General features: G+C 73.0%; 14 protein-coding genes. 9 read left to right on the top strand and 5 right to left on the bottom strand.

Going from position 1 to position 16,017, the window contains the following annotated elements; translation table 11 throughout:
• The first annotated feature begins 392 nt into the window (after positions 1-392).
• Both ABD126_RS20295 and ABD126_RS20290 read left to right on the top strand, forming a co-directional pair.
• Positions 393-1,724 carry a serine/threonine-protein kinase gene (locus ABD126_RS20295; RefSeq protein ID WP_343935423.1) on the top strand — a complete coding sequence of 444 codons (1,332 nt, stop codon included), beginning with the start codon at positions 393-395 and terminating at the stop codon, positions 1,722-1,724.
• A gap of 113 nt (positions 1,725-1,837) precedes the next feature.
• Positions 1,838-3,460, top strand: a complete 1,623-nt coding sequence (locus ABD126_RS20290; protein WP_343935422.1) for a serine/threonine-protein kinase — start codon at positions 1,838-1,840, stop codon at positions 3,458-3,460.
• Here ABD126_RS20290 and ABD126_RS20285 read toward each other — a convergent pair.
• Positions 3,457-4,350 (bottom strand): LysR family transcriptional regulator, encoded by an 894-nt coding sequence (locus ABD126_RS20285; protein ID WP_343935421.1) that lies wholly within the window; start codon positions 4,348-4,350, stop codon positions 3,457-3,459. The two genes, ABD126_RS20290 and ABD126_RS20285, sit on opposite strands and share 4 nt — an antisense overlap.
• A gap of 76 nt (positions 4,351-4,426) precedes the next feature.
• Between ABD126_RS20285 and ABD126_RS20280 the strand changes: the two genes are divergently transcribed.
• Positions 4,427-5,350, top strand: a complete 924-nt coding sequence (locus ABD126_RS20280; RefSeq protein WP_343935503.1) for a DMT family transporter — start codon at positions 4,427-4,429, stop codon at positions 5,348-5,350.
• Between the two features lie 183 nt (positions 5,351-5,533).
• The gene (locus tag ABD126_RS20275; protein WP_121225067.1) at positions 5,534-5,944 is read left to right on the top strand and encodes an SsgA family sporulation/cell division regulator; all 411 of its coding nucleotides are present in this window, start codon (positions 5,534-5,536) and stop codon (positions 5,942-5,944) included.
• Between the two features lie 357 nt (positions 5,945-6,301).
• Here ABD126_RS20275 and ABD126_RS20270 read toward each other — a convergent pair whose 3' ends face one another.
• On the bottom strand, positions 6,302-7,747 hold the full coding sequence (locus ABD126_RS20270) for an aldehyde dehydrogenase family protein (protein WP_343935420.1): 1,446 nt from the start codon (positions 7,745-7,747) through the stop codon (positions 6,302-6,304).
• 47 nt (positions 7,748-7,794) lie between these two features.
• On the opposite strand from ABD126_RS20270, the gene guaA reads away from it, so the two are divergent.
• The gene (guaA, locus tag ABD126_RS20265) at positions 7,795-9,363 is read left to right on the top strand and encodes a glutamine-hydrolyzing GMP synthase (RefSeq protein ID WP_343935419.1); all 1,569 of its coding nucleotides are present in this window, start codon (positions 7,795-7,797) and stop codon (positions 9,361-9,363) included.
• 75 nt (positions 9,364-9,438) lie between these two features.
• Here guaA and ABD126_RS20260 read toward each other — a convergent pair whose 3' ends face one another.
• Both ABD126_RS20260 and ABD126_RS20255 read right to left on the bottom strand, forming a co-directional pair.
• The gene (locus tag ABD126_RS20260) at positions 9,439-9,639 is read right to left on the bottom strand and encodes a hypothetical protein (RefSeq protein WP_343935418.1); all 201 of its coding nucleotides are present in this window, start codon (positions 9,637-9,639) and stop codon (positions 9,439-9,441) included.
• Entirely contained in the window at positions 9,632-10,837 is a 1,206-nt protein-coding gene (locus tag ABD126_RS20255) for a PspC domain-containing protein (RefSeq protein WP_343935417.1), read from the bottom strand. Before ABD126_RS20255 ends, ABD126_RS20260 begins: the two co-directional genes overlap by 8 nt.
• A 135-nt stretch (positions 10,838-10,972) precedes the next feature.
• Between ABD126_RS20255 and ABD126_RS20250 the strand changes: the two genes are divergently transcribed.
• Both ABD126_RS20250 and ABD126_RS20245 read left to right on the top strand, forming a co-directional pair.
• Positions 10,973-12,199 (top strand): ATP-binding protein, encoded by a 1,227-nt coding sequence (locus tag ABD126_RS20250; RefSeq protein ID WP_343935502.1) that lies wholly within the window; start codon positions 10,973-10,975, stop codon positions 12,197-12,199.
• A 13-nt stretch (positions 12,200-12,212) separates the two neighbouring features.
• Positions 12,213-12,878, top strand: coding sequence for a response regulator (locus tag ABD126_RS20245; protein ID WP_337729239.1), 666 nt, complete (start codon positions 12,213-12,215; stop codon positions 12,876-12,878).
• A 6-nt stretch (positions 12,879-12,884) separates the two neighbouring features.
• On the opposite strand, the gene ABD126_RS20240 is transcribed toward ABD126_RS20245, so the two are convergent.
• Complete coding sequence (locus ABD126_RS20240) at positions 12,885-13,463, bottom strand: TetR/AcrR family transcriptional regulator (protein ID WP_343935416.1); 579 nt, start codon at positions 13,461-13,463, stop codon at positions 12,885-12,887.
• A gap of 100 nt (positions 13,464-13,563) precedes the next feature.
• Between ABD126_RS20240 and ABD126_RS20235 the strand changes: the two genes are divergently transcribed.
• Entirely contained in the window at positions 13,564-14,355 is a 792-nt protein-coding gene (locus ABD126_RS20235) for an SDR family NAD(P)-dependent oxidoreductase (protein ID WP_343935415.1), read from the top strand.
• Positions 14,355-15,719 carry a cytochrome P450 gene (locus ABD126_RS20230; RefSeq protein WP_343935414.1) on the top strand — a complete coding sequence of 455 codons (1,365 nt, stop codon included), beginning with the start codon at positions 14,355-14,357 and terminating at the stop codon, positions 15,717-15,719. Before ABD126_RS20235 ends, ABD126_RS20230 begins: the two co-directional genes overlap by 1 nt.
• Positions 15,720-16,017: the final 298 nt, after the last annotated feature.

Here is a 16,017-nt window from a genome sequence, read left to right as displayed (position 1 = left end):
CGGACCGCGCCGCCCCGACCGCGCCCGCCCCGACCGCGCGCGGCACCGCCCCGAACGCGCGCGGCACCGCCGCGATCCGACCGGCCGCCGTGTCCCGCCGCCGGCGCCACGACCCGGCGTGGTTGGATGTGGCCGGGGGCCCGCTCGGTTCTGCCCGTGTTGGGCCGTTCGGAGTCAAAAGACGCGATCTTCACCCGAACAGGTGGCCTCCCGGACCGGATTCGGGTATCCCTTCCCGGTCCGGACAAAGCTCGCGTGACCTGCGCAACGGTCCGAAAGCCGTCGTCACCGCCGGGGTAGGCTGTCCGCGCACCGATCCGCACGACGAGGAGCACGAGCGTGAGACCTGCTGCCCCCGCCGCGGTCCCGCAACGCCCTTGCGAGGTGGTCCGGTGAGCACCGCCGAAGGCCGGCTGATCGCCGAGCGCTACCGCTTCCTGGACAAGATCGGCAGCGGCGCCATGGGCGTCGTCTGGCGCGCCCAGGACGAGCGGCTCGGCCGGATCGTCGCGGTCAAGCAACTGCTCCTCGCCCCGGGGCTCGACGCCACCGAGCAGGACGAGGCCATCCAGCGCGCCATGCGCGAGGGCCGCATCGCCGCGAAGCTGCACCACCCCAACGCGATCGCCGTCTACGACGTGGTCGAGGAGAACGGCGCTCCGTGCCTGGTCATGGAGTACCTGCAGTCCTACAGCCTCGCCGACACGATGGCCGAGCACGGCCCCCTCGACCCCGAGGAGGTCGCCCGCATCGGCGCGCAGGCCGCGGCGGCGCTGGCGGCGGCGCACGCGGCGGGCATCGTGCACCGGGACGTCAAGCCCGGCAACGTGCTGCTGTCCGACAACGGCCTGGTCAAGATCACCGACTTCGGCATCTCCCGCGCCAGTGACGACGTCACGGTCACCAAGACCGGCCTCATCGCGGGCACCCCCGCCTACCTGGCCCCCGAGATCGCGCGCGGCCAGGACCCCACGCCCGCCTCGGACGTGTTCTCCCTGGGCTCGACGCTGTACGCGGCGGCCGAGGGCGAGCCGCCGTTCGGGCTGAGCGAGAACACGCTGGGCGTGCTGCACGCGGTCGCCGCCGGCCGGATCAACCCGCCGACGCTGGACCACCCGCTCACCGACGTCCTGCTCACCCTGCTCAACTACGACCCCGCGCAGCGGCCGACCATGGCGCAGGCGCGCGACCTGCTCAACGCGGTCGCCCAGGGCCGGGAGCCGAGCGTGTCCGGGCTGAACGCGGTGCCGCTCGCGGTGCCCGCCGGCGCGACGTCGGTGCTCGACCCCGAGCGCACCCGCGTGGTCCGCCCGAGCCCGCGCACCACCGGCGCCACGGCCCCGGTCGCGCCCCCGCCGACGAACAACACCCGCCCGCTGGTCATCACGGCGGCGGTGCTGGGCCTGCTGCTGCTGATCGGCTTCATCCTGGTCGCGCTGAACGTGTTCGAGCGCAAGGAACCGACCGTCCCGCCCGTGAGCGAGACGAGCAGTTCCAGCACGCCCGCCCCGACGACCTCGTCCTCGGCTGTGATACCGACCACACAAGAGCCCGTGCGCACGACGTTCCAGGAGCCGACGACGACGGAGCCGACCACGACGACTCCTCCGCCGACCACCACCCCGCCGCCGACCACCACGGCGAAGCCGACGACAACGCCGCCGCCGACCACCACGCCGGCACCGACGAGCAACAACGCGACGACGACGTCTCCAGCCAACTAGAACCTCGTAAGGTGGTGCTGAACCCGATCGGGTGATGCAACGTCCTTTGTCCGAGTGGCGATGGCACCGGTGTTCGCCACTGATCCGTAGGCCCGAGCAGCTTTGGAGCACCCGTGACCGACGATGGCCGCCTGGTTGCCGGCCGCTACCGACTGGGCCGGCGGATCGGCAGCGGCGCGATGGGCATCGTCTGGCAGGCCCACGACGAGCGCCTGCACCGCACCGTCGCGGTGAAGCAGTTGCTGCTCCAGCCGGGTCTCGCCGAGTCGGACACGGACGAGGCCAAGCGCCGCGCCATGCGGGAGGGCCGGATCGCGGCCCGCCTCCAGCACCCGCACGCGATCGCCGTGTACGACGTGGCCGAGGACGACGGCCAGCCGTGGCTGGTCATGGAGTACCTGGCGTCGCGCAGCCTCTCGACGGTGCTGGCCGAGCGCGGCACGCTGCCGCCGCGCGAGGTGGCCGCGATCGGCTCGCAGGTGGCCAGCGCGCTGGCCGCCGCGCACAACGCGGGCATCGTGCACCGGGACATCAAGCCGGGCAACGTGCTGCTCGGCGACGACGGCACCGTCAAGATCACCGACTTCGGCATCTCCCGCGCGACCGGCGACGTGACGGTCACCGCCACCGGCATGCTCGCGGGCACGCCCGCCTACCTGGCGCCCGAGGTCGCGAAGGGCTACGACCCGGGTCCGCCGTCGGACGTCTTCTCGCTGGGCTCGACGCTGTACGCGGCGGTCGAGGGCATGCCGCCGTTCGGCCTGAACGAGAACACCATCGCGCTGCTGCACAAGGTCGCGTCGGGCAAGGTCACGCCGCCCAAGCAGGCCGGTCCGCTGACCGCGCTGCTGATGCGCCTGCTGCGCGCCGAGCCGGAGGACCGGCCGACGATGGCCGAGGCGAAGGAGGCGCTGGCCGCCGTCGCCGCGGGCCGCGCCGCGCCGGAGTTCCCGGTGGCGGTGCAGCAGACGCACCCGCCGTCGTGGCAGGGCGCGCCGGTCCAGGTCCCGGCACCGGCGACGCGCGCGATGACGCCCGTGCCACCCCAGAACCCGGCGCCGCCGCACAACCCGGCCCCGCAGGCGACCCGGGTCGGGTCCCCGGTGCAGGGCCCGCACACGCCGCCGCGCCCGGTGCACGCCGTGCCGCAGTCGGCGCGCCCGGCCGCCGCGCCGGCGCGCCCCCGCCCGGCGGGTCGCGGCCCGATCAAGAGCAAGCGGTCCACCGTGGTGACGGCGCTGGCGATCGTCGGCGCGGCCGTGGTGGGCATCCTGCTGGCCAGCATGCTCTCCAGCGGTGGCGGCACCGAGGGCCAGGCCGGGCAGACGACGACGGCCACGCAGGTCGCGGGCGGCGGTGAGCCGTCGACGTCCTCGTCGAAGAAGCCGGTCGCCCCGCCGACCAAGTACACGGTCGACCCGACGAAGCCCCAGATGGAGCAGACCATCCGGGACTACTACGCGCTGCTGCCCGCGCACGTCGACGAGGGCTTCAGCCGCCTCGCGCCCGAGATGCAGGGCAGCTCGGGCGGCGCGAACGGCTACCGGAACTACTGGGGCTCCGTGAAGAAGGTCGAGCTGACCAACATCAAGGAGAACTCCGACTACGCCTACGAGGTCGACCTGACGATCACCAAGAAGGACAACTCGGTGACGCAGGAGCGGAAGCTGATCGTCCTGCAGTTCAAGGACGGCGGCCTGTACCTGTTCCGCGAGCAGAACCTGGGCGCGGCTTAGGCGACGGCCGCCTTCAGCGCGTCCACCAGGGTGCGCACGGCGGGCGAGCCGAGGGCGTCCTCGCGGACCGCGGCGTGGATCATGCGCACCGGCTCGGGCCGGCGCAGCTTGCGGACCACCACGCCGGGGTGCACGACGCCCAGCCCGAGCTTGGGGACGATCGTCACGCCGAGCCCGGCGGCCACGAAGCCCTGCGCGGTCGGGTAGTCGTCGGACTCCAGCACGAAGTTCGGCGCGAACCCGGCCCCCGCGCACGCGTTGAGCACGATGTCCCGGCACGGCCCGGGCGGGTTGACCGCGTCCACCCACGGCTCGTCGGCCAGGTCCGCGAGGTCGAGCACGCGCTTGCGGGACAGCTCGTGGCCGCGCGGCAGCACCGCCAGGTACGGGTCGTCCAGCAGGTGCACGAACACCACCCCGCGCGGCGCGTCCACGTCCCGGGGGAACACGGTCAGCGCCACGTCCGCGCGCCCGGCGGCGATCTCCAGCATCGGGTCGACGGGCTCGGTGAGCTTGAGGTCGAGCTGCACGTCGGCGTGCTTCTCCTTGAACGCCGCCACGGCGGGCGGCACGAGCGCCGCGCCGGCGGTGGCGAAGTAGCGGACGCGCAGCCGGCCGGTCCGGCCCGCCCGCAGGTCGGCGAGGGCGGCCTCGGCCTCCACCAGGCGGTCGGTGATGTGGGCCGCGTGCTCGGTGAGCATCCGGCCGGCGGGCGTGGGGCGCACGCCCCGGCCGACGCGGTCGAGCAGCGGCAGGCCGGCCTGCTTCTCCAGGGCCGCGACCTGCTGGCTGATCGCCGAGGGGGTGTAGCCGAGGTTGACCGCGGCGGCCGTGATGGAGCCCGTGGTGACCACGGCGCGGAGCACCTGCATGCGTCGCACGTCCAACATGGACCAAGCGTATAGCTGTGCTTAAAGGTCGTGCACTTCTATTCACTTGTCCTGGAAGCTTCGCTAGGCGCACGATATCCCGGTGAACAAGCCCGGCACGCTGGTCAGGATGGGCGTCCTCGCCCTGTTCTGGGGTTCCAGCTTCCTCTGGATCAAGATCGCGCTCACCGGGTTGTCCCCGGTCCAGATCGCCCTCGTGCGCACCGTGCTGGGCGCCGCCGTCGTGGCCGGGCTGCTGTTCGCGCGCGGGCAGCGGCTGCCGCGCGGGCGCGCGGTGTGGGGGCACCTCGCCATCGCGGCCGTGTTCGGCAACGTCATCCCGTTCGTGCTGTTCGCGGTGGGCGAGGAGACCGTGGACTCCGGGGTCGCGGGCGTGCTCAACGCCACCACCCCGCTGTGGGCGCTGGCCATCGGCCTGGCGTTCGGCTTCGAGAAGCAGCGCGGCGCGGCCCGCCTCGCGGGGCTCGTGCTGGGCTTCGCGGGCACCCTGCTCATCTTCGCGCCGTGGCAGAAGGCCGGCCTGGCGAGCTGGGGCGCGCTGGCGTGCCTCGCCGCGGCGGCCTCCTACGCGGTCGCCTACACCTACGTCGGCCGGACGGTCTCCGGGACCGGCCTGACGTCCATGCAGATCTCCGCCACGCAGCTCGTGCTGGCCAGCGGCCTGACCGTGTTCGTGCTGCCGGTCGGCGGCCTGGAGGAGCCGCACCTGTCGTGGCAGCCGCTGGTCGCGGTCGCGATCCTGGGCGTCTTCGGCACCGGCCTCGCGTTCATCATCAACTACCGGATCGTGGAGGACGAGGGCCCCACCAACGCCACGACGGTCGGCTACCTGCTGCCCGTGGTGTCGGTCCTGCTCGGTGCCGCGTTCCTCGGGGAGGACCTCAACCTCCGGGTCGTGCTGGGCATGGTCGTGGTGCTCGTCGGCGTCGGGCTGACCCGCAAGCAGCCCGCGACGGCGATCGTCCCGGTCCAGCAGGAGCCCGCGACTACGCTCAAGTGACCTGCGCTGACGCAGTGTTACTCGCCGGTACGGCCAGTTGAGACGGTCGATGTGGGCAAACGGGTGGACCTGAGACGCAGGTCTCCCCCGATCGCGTGGTGTTCAGGCGAACCACGTCCCGATTCACCTTCCCGGACGTCTCCTCTCCTGAGAGGGTCGAACCGAGAAGGGAATCCCAGAGACATGAGTGCCGAGAGCATCACCACCACGACGACGTTCCACCTGCTGGTTCCCGGCGTCGCGCCGGCCCCGGTGGAAGCCGAGCTGCACTACGAACCGGAAGACCCGTACGCGGTCGCCGTCCTGTTCCACACCGGGCAGGGCAAGGTCGAGTGGATCTTCGCCCGGGACCTGCTGGCCGACGGTCTGCTGACCGCGTCCGGCGAGGGCGACATCCTGGTCCGCCCGGCCGCCGACGACCCGGAGCGGGTCCTGCTGGAGCTGAACGCGCCGACCGGCTTCGCGATCCTGTCCGCCCAGGCCGAGGACATCGCCGAGTTCCTGGACCTCACCTACGACGTGGTCCAGCCCGGCGAGGAAGACCTGTGGATCGACTTCGACCGCGAGTTGGCCAAGCTCGTCTCGACCAACTGACCCCGGCCGCCACCCCTCCGGTGCACGAGTCGGGGCGACGGTCGACGGGCGGCACGCGCCGGTCGCGCGGGTCGGCGGCGCCACGGGCGTCGGCCGGCGGGCGCACGACGCGCTGCCGGACCCCGAGGCGGCCGGTGGAGCCGACCGGCTCCGGCACCTACCACTCGGTTGGACGGCCCCCACCGACACCGGCATGCCCACCGACACCGGCGCGCCCACTGACACCGACGCGCCCACCGACACCCCCACGTACGCGGCGCCCGAGGCGCGCGGCGACCGGCCGGGCCCGGCCGCCGACGTCTTCCCCCCGGGCGCGGCCCCTCGCGCGACGCCTGCCGGCCCCGCGACCCGGTGCGGTCAGAGGGCGATGCCGGTCAGCACCATCGTGCGCTCCTCGGTGAAGTCCTCCATCGCCGACCGCACGCCCTCGCGCCCGGTGCCCGACCCCTTCACGCCCCCGTAGGGCATCTGGTCCGCGCGGTAGGACGGGACGTCGCCGATGATCACCCCGCCGACCTCCAGCTCGGCCGCCGCCTCGAAGGCCACCGTCACGTCCCGGGTGAACACGCCCGCCTGCAAGCCGTACTCCGTGGCGTTGGCCTGCGCGAACGCCTCCTCCACCGAGTCCACGACGGACACCGCCAGCACCGGCCCGAAGACCTCCTGGTGCCACAGCCGGGCGTCCACGGGCACGTCCTGGAGCACGGCGGGCTCGACCGACGTCCCGGTCCGGCCGCCGCCCACGTGCAGGGTCGCGCCGCCGGACACGGCCTCGGCCACCCACTCCTCCACGCGGCGGGCGTTGTCCTCGTCGATCAGCGGCCCGACCTCGACCTCCGGGTCGTGCGGGTCGCCGGTCTTCAGCGCGCGGACCGCGGCCACCAGCTCGGGCACGAACTCGTCCGCCACGTCCCGGTGGACCAGGACCCGCTGAACCGCGATGCACGACTGGCCGGCCTGGTAGTTGCCGAAGGTCGCGATGCGGGCCGCCGCCCAGCGCAGGTCCGGCCAGTCCGGGCACACGATGGCCGCGCTGTTCGAGCCCAGCTCCATCACCACGTGCTTGCGCGGCGCGCTGTCGGTCAGCGACCAGCCCACCTCGGTCGAGCCGGTGAACGAGATGACCGGCAGGCGCTCGTCGGTGACCAGCGACTTCATGTCCGCGCCCCGCACGGGCAGCACGGAGAAGACGCCCTCGGGCAGGTCGGCCTCGGCCAGGACCTCGCCCAGCAGCAGCGCCGACAGCGGCGTCGCGGAGGCCGGCTTCACGATCACCGGGGCGCCCACCGCCAGCGCCGGGGCGACCTTGTGCGCGACCAGGTTGAGCGGGAAGTTGAACGGGGCCACCGCCAGCACCGGGCCGCGCGGCACCCGGCGGACCACCGCCAGGCGGCCCTCGCCGTTCGCGTCGGTGTCCAGCCGCTGGAGGTCGCCGGTGAACCGCCGGGCCTCCTCGGCGGCGAAGCGGAACGTGTTGACCGCCCGCTGGACCTCGATGTTCGCCCACTTCAGGGGCTTGCCGTTCTCGGCGGTGATGGTCTCGGCGATCTCCTCGGCGCGTTCGGCGAGGGCCTGGGAGACGTGCAGCAGCGCCTTGGCCCGGACGTGCGCGGGGGTGCGGCGGAACTCCCTGGCCACGGCCGCCGCTGCGGCCACCGCCCGTTCCACCTGGTCGGGACCGGGTACGGCGACCGACGCGACCTCCGTGCCGTCGTAGGGGTGGGTGACGGTGGTGGCCCCGGCGCCCTGCTCCGGACGTCCGGCGATCCAGCAGGGGCGTGGCTGCGGGGTGAACGCGTCCATGGGGCACAACCTAGGCCGTTCTGAGCACCCGGCGCAGGTCTGAGACGATGTCAGCCGTGTCTGAGAGCAGCAGCCGCCCCGTTCTGGTCGTCGACTTCGGTGCGCAGTACGCGCAGCTGATCGCCCGTCGCGTGCGCGAAGCACAGGTGTACTCCGAGGTCGTGCCGCACACCGCGAGCGTGGCCGAGCTGCTGGAGAAGGACCCGGCCGCCATCGTGCTGTCCGGCGGGCCCTCCAGCGTCTACGAGCCGGGCGCCCCGCAGGTGGACCCGAAGCTGTTCGACGTGGGTGTCCCGGTGTTCGGCATCTGCTACGGCTTCCAGGCCATGGCGGGCGCTCTCGGCGGCACCGTCGAGCACACCGGCACCCGCGAGTACGGGCGCACCGAGGTCAACGTCCAGTCCAACGGCGGCCTGCTGCACGAGGAGCTGCCCGGCAACCACCCGGTGTGGATGAGCCACGGCGACTGCGTGACCCGGGCCCCCGAGGGCTTCACCGTGACCGCGTCCAGCGACGGCGCGCCGGTGGCCGCGTTCGAGGACCGGGAGCGCCGGTTCGCGGGCGTCCAGTACCACCCGGAAGTGGGGCACTCGCCGCACGGCCAGGAGGTGCTGCGGCGGTTCCTGCACGAGATCGCGGGCATCCGGCCGCAGTGGACGACGTCGTCGATCGTGGACGAGCAGGTCGCCCGCATCCGCGAGCAGGTCGGGGACGGGAAGGCCATCTGCGGCCTGTCCGGCGGCGTGGACTCCGCCGTCGCGGCGGCCCTGGTGCAGCGCGCCATCGGCGACCGGCTGACCTGCGTGTTCGTCGACCACGGCTTGCTGCGGGCCGGTGAGCGGGCGCAGGTCGAGCGGGACTACGTGGCCGCGACCGGCGTGAAGCTGGTCACCGTGGACGCGCGCGAGCGGTTCCTGGGCGCGTTGAAGGGCGTCACGGACCCGGAGGAGAAGCGCAAGATCATCGGCCGCGAGTTCATCCGCGTGTTCGAGCAGGCCGAGCGCGACCTGAAGGCCGAGGGCGACTACCGGTTCCTCGTGCAGGGCACGCTGTACCCGGACGTGGTCGAGTCCGGCGGCGGCGCGGGCACGGCGAACATCAAGAGCCACCACAACGTCGGCGGCCTGCCCGACGACCTCCAGTTCACCCTGGTGGAGCCGCTGCGGGCGCTGTTCAAGGACGAGGTGCGCCGGGTCGGCACAGAGCTGGGGCTGCCGGAGACGATCGTGCAGCGGCAGCCGTTCCCGGGGCCGGGGCTGGGCATCCGGATCATCGGCGAGGTGACCGCGGAGCGCCTGGACATCCTGCGCAAGGCCGACGCGATCGCCCGCGAGGAACTGACCTCCGCCGGCCTGGACCGCACGATCTGGCAGTGCCCGGTGGTGTTGCTGGCGGACGTGCGCAGCGTGGGCGTGCAGGGCGACGGGCGGACGTACGGTCACCCGGTCGTGCTGCGGCCGGTGTCGTCGGAGGACGCGATGACGGCGGACTGGACGCGCCTGCCGTACGACGTGCTGGAGCGCATCTCGACCCGGATCACCAACGAGGTGGCGGAGGTCAACCGGGTCGTGCTGGACGTGACGAGCAAGCCGCCGGGCACCATCGAGTGGGAGTGATCCCGCCGCGGACGTGTCGAAGGGCCGCTCCTGGTGAGGAGCGGCCCTTCGCGTTGTGAGCGTTGACGGTCCGGGTCAGCGCCGGCGGGCGGAACCGGCCAGGAGGCCCAGGCCGATGACCATCGCGGCGCCCGCCAGGGCCCAGCGCAGGTCCAGGAAGTCCGGCCACGCCGCCCCGTCGGACAGCATGTACGCGGCGGCGACCAGGGCCGCGACCCCGAACACCGCGCCCACCACGTCGACGCCCCGCTTCTCCTTCAGTTCCCCGTCAGCCACGGCTCACCACCACCTCTCCCATACCGGCCTTCACGTCCAGCTCGATCTTCAGCCCGCCCTCGCCGTCGGCGCCGTTGTCGGTCACCCGCTCGGTCGGCCCCTTGCCGTCCGCCCGCTTGTCCAGGCAGGTCACCGCGCCCATGTCGGCGTGGCAGACGGCGACCACGTCCGCGTTCTCCGGCACGATCACCCGCGCCTCCCCCAGGCCGATCTCCACCGCCGTCTTCACCGTGCCGGACGCGGGCAGCCCGGTCAGGTCCACGTCGACCGTGCCGATGTTCGAGTCGTACTTCTGCCGCACGTCCACGACCGCCGTCGGCCGCACCGACACGTCGCCGTACCGGTCGGACTCGCTCCACTCCGGGAAGTCCACCGTCGTCATCACCACCCCGGCCACGCTCAGCGGCACGACCAGGCCCATCAGGCCCTTGCCGCCGCCACCGCGGAACGCGCCGACCAGCATCCCCAGGCCGAGCGTCGCGACCACCAGGCCGATGACGTGCGGCGCGGTGAACCAGTCGCTGTACCCGGCGGCCACCATCGACCCGGCCAGCACGACCAGCGCCAGCCCGAACGTCGCCCCGCCGACGCGCGACTTGCGGCGCGGCCGGGCCGGGGTGACCGGCACGGGCGGGGTGGTCGGGGTCGGCTCGGGCAGGTCCCACGCGAACGGCGCGGCGCCCAGCGGGTCCCAGGCGGGCGGCGTGACGCGGGTGGTCTGGGCGTCTGCGGGGTCCACGGGGTTCACCTCGGGGCTCGGGGCGGGACGGTTCAGCGCGCCGCGGCCTCGGTGCAGCGCGTAGATGGCGCCGACGGACAGCAGGAGCCCGCCGACCATGGTGAAGCCGCCGTCCACGAACAGCCCGGACGCCGGCAGCACGGCCAGCCCGAGCAGCACGGTCAGCGGCGCGGGGGTGGAGCTGCGGCCCCGGCCGACCAGCGCCTCCGCCGCGGAGGTCTCGTCACCCTCCTGGGGGAGGAACAACCACCCCAACAGGTAGATCAGGATGCCCGCGCCGTTGCACAGCGCCATGGCGACGAAGGCGACCCGGACGATGACCGGGTCGATCTGGTACCGCTCCGCGATACCGGCGGCGACACCGGCGACCTTGCGCCCCTCGTGTGGCCGCCTGGGCCTGCTGACCCAGAAGTCCTTGAGCGTCTGCTCGACGCCGGCTGTGCTCAGGTTCCCGCTCACGATGACGAGCATCGCCGTTGCCGGGCACGATGCGCATCGGGGACCCACCCTGAACCCGGCATCGGGTGGAACCCTGATGAATCCGAGATCCGCTCGTGTGACGATCGGACCGTGACCTCGCAGGTGGTGGAGACCGTGGACAGGCAACCGACCGCGGCCAGGCCGTCCCGCTTGCCCGAACCGGTGCGCCGGCGGCGCGGCGGCCGGGTCGTCGCGGGCGTCGCCGGCGGCGTGGCCGACCACCTCGGCGTGGACGTGTTCTGGGTGCGCGCGGCGTTCGCGGCCCTGACCGCCCTGAACGGCGTCGGCATCGTCGCGTACGGCCTGCTGTGGCTGTTCGTGCCGCAGCGGGACGTGGACGCGCCGGAGCGGCCGTCGGGGTCCAAGGAGCGGCAGCAGGCGCTGGGCCTGGTCGCGCTGGGCATCGGCGCGGCGGTGATCAGCGGGCTGGTGTCCGGGCCGGTCAGCGGCTGGATCGTCGGACCGCTCGCGGTGGCCCTGGTCGGCGCGGCCGTGGTGTGGCGCGAGGCGGACGAGGCCCAGCGGCGGCGCTGGCGGGACGGCGCGAAGTCCGGGCTGCTCGGCAGCGGCCGGTCGGCGGTCGTGCGGGTGCTCGCGGGCGTGGCCCTGGTCGCCATCGGCATCGGCGTGCTGCTGGTCAACAGCTACGGCATCGACCAGCTGAGGTTCGCGCTGCTCGCGGTGGTCGCGACGCTGGGCGGCGTGGCCGTGCTGACCGTGCCGCTGTGGATCAAGCTGATCAACGACCTGGGCGAGGAGCGCCGGGTCCGCATTCGGACCGAGGAACGCGCCGAGATCGCCGCCCACCTGCACGACTCCGTGCTGCAAACGCTTGCGCTGATCCAGAAGCAGTCCGAGAACCCGCGCGAGGTCAAGCGCCTGGCCCGCGGCCAGGAGCGCCAGTTGCGCGAGTGGCTCTACGGGCGCAACGTCGAGGACAACAACCAGCCGACCACCCTGTCCGCGGCCATCGCGAAGGCCTCCGGCGAGGTCGAGGACCACTTCGCGCTGACCGTCCAGCAGGTCGTCGTCGGCGACTGCGAGCTGGACCCGAACCTGCTCGCCCTGGTGCAGGCGGCCCGGGAGGCGATGGTCAACGCGGCCAAGCACGCGGGCGTCGCCGAGATCAGCGTCTACGGTGAGGTGGAACCCGAACGGGTGACCGTGTTCGTGCGCGACCGCGGCAAGGGCTTCGACCCGGACACCGTCCCCGAGGACCGGCATGGCCTCGCGGACTCGATCCGGGGGAGGATGGACCGGCACGGCGGCGAGGTGCGGCTGCGCACCACCCCCGGCGAGGGGACGGAAGTGCAGCTCTACATGCCGAGGTCCGGGAACTAGGAGGGGTGCGGACGTGACAGGCCGGGAAACGCCGGTGCGGGTGTTCCTCGTGGACGACCACGCGCTGTTCCGCGCCGGGGTGCGCGCCGAGCTGGACTCGATCACCGACGAGGTCGACGTGGTGGGCGAGGCGGGTTCCGTGGGCGAGGCGGTGGTGGGCATCAACCACGTCCGCCCGGACGTGGTGCTGCTGGACGTCCACATGCCCGACGGCGGCGGGGCGGAGGTGCTCCGCCAGGTGCGCACGACGCTGCCCGAGGTGGTGTTCCTGGCCCTGTCGGTGTCCGACGCGGCGGAGGACGTGATCGCCGTGATCCGCGCGGGCGCGCGGGGGTACGTGACGAAGACGATCTCCAGCCAGGAGCTGGTGCGCGCGGTGGTGCGCGTGTCCGAGGGCGACGCGGTGTTCAGCCCCCGGTTGGCCGGGTTCGTGCTGGACGCGTTCGCGGACCGGCCGGGCGCGGCCCCGATCAGCGACCCCGAGCTGGACCTGCTGACGCCCCGGGAGCGGGACGTGCTGCGGCTGCTCGCGCGCGGCTACGCGTACAAGGAGATCGCGTCGGAGCTGTTCATCTCGGTGAAGACGGTCGAGACCCACGTGTCCAGCGTGCTGCGCAAGACCCAGCTGTCCAACCGCTACGAGCTCTCGCGGTGGGCCTCGGACCGCCGCCTGGTCTGAGCCCGGTCAGTCGGGGCGCGGTGGTTCCGCCGCGCCCTTGACCAGCATCAACAGGCCGTCCACCAGGTCGTCCGTGCCGGAGCCCGTGGCGAGGGCGCGCAGCTTCATGCCCATGATCAGCCCGACGACGGCGCCCGCCACCTTCTCCGCGTCCGGCACGCCCAGCGCGGTCAGCACGGTCGCGGCCAGCTTGTCGTAGGCGGCGAAGCAGTCGGAGGCCGCGTCGCGCAGCTCGGGGTCCCGGCCGGCGTGCAGGTACAGCTCGTAGGGAGCGATGCGCTCGCTGTCCTGCGGCATGGTGTTCGCGACCTCGCGGACCAGTTCGACCACGTGCCCGAGGTCGGCGCACTCCCCCTGCGACTCCCGGGCGAGCTGCCCGAAGTGCCTGGTCTCGCAGTCGACGAAGTGCAGGAGGCTGGCGCGCAGCAGGTCTTGCTGGGTGGCGAAGTGGTAGGTGACCGAGCCCAGCGACACCCCGGCCTCCTGGGCGATGCGGCGGTTGGTGACGCCCGCCACGCCGTCGTCGCCGATGATCCGCAGCACCGCGCTGATGATCCGCTGCCGCGTCTCGGCCGGTCTGGTCATGACCCCATCTTCCCGCACCGGACCAGTGGCCCGGTCGTCGCCGCGTGCGATTTCGGATACTGTTCGTTCGAACGAACAGTATCCACCGGGGAGGACCGCGATGCACGTCAGGGGAAGCACCGTGCTGTTGACCGGCGCGACGGGCGGGCTCGGGCACGCCATCGCCCGCGCCTTGACCGCACGGGGCGCGCGGCTCGTGCTCACGGGCCGCAAGGAGACCGAGCTGACGGCGCTGGCCGCCGAGACCGGCGGCCGGGCGCTGGTCGCCGACCTCGCCGAGCCGGACGGGGTGCGGGCGCTGGTGGCGGCGGCGGGCGAGGTGGACGTGCTGGTCGCCAACGCGGCGCTGCCGGCCAACGGGAAGCTCACCGACTTCACCCCGGAGGAGGTGCGGCGGGCGTTGAGCGTGAACCTCGACGCCCCGATCGCGCTGACCCACGCCCTGGTGCCGGGCATGGTGGAACGCCGGCGCGGGCACGTCGTGCTGATCGGGTCGTTGGCGGGCAAGGTCACCTCGCCCTACGCGTCGCTCTACAACGCCACCAAGTTCGGGCTGCGCGGCTTCGGCCTGGGGGTGCGGCAGGACCTGGCGGGCACGGGCGTCGGGGTGTCGGTGGTGCAGCCCGGTTTCGTGCGGGACGCGGGGATGTTCGCCGACACCGGGGCCAAGCCGCCGGCCGGCATGCGGACCGTGTCGCCGGAGCAGGTCGCCGCCGGCGTGGTGGAGGCGATCGAGCGCAACCGCGCCGAGGTCAACGTGGCCCCGGTGGAGCTGCGGGTGGCCAGCACGCTCGGCGGGGCGTTCCCGGGGTTCGTGGAGGCGATCCAGCGGCGCACGGGCGCGGACGACGTGATGGAGCGGATGTCCGCGAAGAACAGGGCCAAGCGCTGATGGCCGCCCCGGTCATGGACACGTCGGCCATCCCCCACCCGCGCTGGCGGGTGCCGCTGATCGGCGACGTCATCGGCACGTCAAGGCGCACGCCCGTGCAGGACACCATGCGCCAGGGCCGCGACCTGGGGCCGATCTTCAGCCGGCGGTTCCTGGACCGGGAGATCGTCTTCATCGGCGGCGCCCACCTGACCGCCGAGCTGTCCGACGAGAAGCGCTTCGCCAAGCACCTCGCCCTGGGGGTCGAGGAGCTGCGGGTCATCGGCGGCGACGGCCTGTTCACCGCATACAACGAGGAACCGAACTGGAGGGCCGCGCACGACGTCCTGATGCCGGCGTTCACGCAGAGCGCCATGCGGGCGTACCACCCGGCGATGGTGGACGTGGTGGGCGAACTGGTCGGCAAGTGGGACCGGGGTGGCGTGGTGGACGTGTCGGCGGACATGACCAACCTGACCCTGGAGACCATCGGGAGGGTCGGCTTCGGCTACCCGTTCGACTCGTTCCGACGCGAGCAGGCGCACCCGTTCGTGCGGGCGATGATGGGGTCGTTGCGTCATGCGCAGCGGAAGAGCTTCCAGTTCCCGTTGGCGGCGAAGCTCTTCGGGCGGGCGGCCGAAGAGCGCTACCGGGCGGACGTGGCGTACCTGGCGGAGGTCGTGGACGAGGTGATCCGGGCGCGCGTGGCGTCGGGCCCGTCGGCGGACCGCCCGGACCTGCTGGACCTGATGCTGGCGTCGGGGGCGCTGGACGAGGTGAACGTCCGGAACCAGGTCATCACGTTCCTGATCGCGGGGCACGAGACGACGTCCGGGGCGCTGTCGTTCGCGCTGTACTACCTGTCGCGCAACCCGGCGGTGGTGGAGAAGGCGCGTGCGGAGATCGACGCCGTGTGGGGCGAGGCCGAGGCGCCGGCGTTCGAGCAGGTGACCAAGCTGCGGTACGTGCGGCGGATCCTGGACGAGGCCCTGCGCTTGTGGCCCACCGCGCCGGGGTACGCGCGGGAGGCTCGGACGGACACCGTGCTGGGTGCGCGGTACCCGATGCGTGCGGGGCAGTGGGCATTGGTGCTGTTGCCGCTGGTGCACCGGGATCCGACGGTGTGGCCGGAACCGGAGCGGTTCGATCCCGACCGGTTCGCGCCGGAGGCGGTTCGGGCTCGGGCTGGGCACGTGTACAAGCCGTTCGGGACCGGGGAGCGGGCTTGCATCGGGCGGCAGTTCGCGTTGCACGAGGCGACTTTGGCGTTGGGGTCCGTGTTGCGGCGGTATGAGTTGACGCCGGATCCGGAGTACCGGTTGCGGGTGGTGGAGATGTTGACCTTGAAGCCGGAGGGGTTCAGGTTGACCGTCCGTCGGCGGTGACTCGGGGTCTTGCTCGGCGGGTTCGGCGGGGCGGGTTGGGCGGGGCGGGTTGGGCGGGGCAGGTTCGGCGGGGCAGGTTCGGCGGGGCAGGTTCGGCGGGGCAGGTTCGGCGGGGCGGGTTCGGCGCGGCGGGTTCGGCGCGGCGGGTTCGGCGCGGCGGGTTCGGCGCGGCGGGTTCGGCGCGGCGGGTTCGGCGCGGCGGGTTCGGCGCGGCAGGTTCGGCGCGGCAGGTTCGGCGCGGCAGGTTCGGCGCGGCAGGTTCGGCGCGGCAGGTTCGGCGCGGCAGGTTCGGCGCGGC

This window comes from Saccharothrix mutabilis subsp. mutabilis, assembly GCF_039521145.1.
Taxonomy (GTDB): domain Bacteria; phylum Actinomycetota; class Actinomycetes; order Mycobacteriales; family Pseudonocardiaceae; genus Actinosynnema; species Actinosynnema mutabilis.
This window is presented reverse-complemented; position numbering and strand designations above follow the sequence as displayed.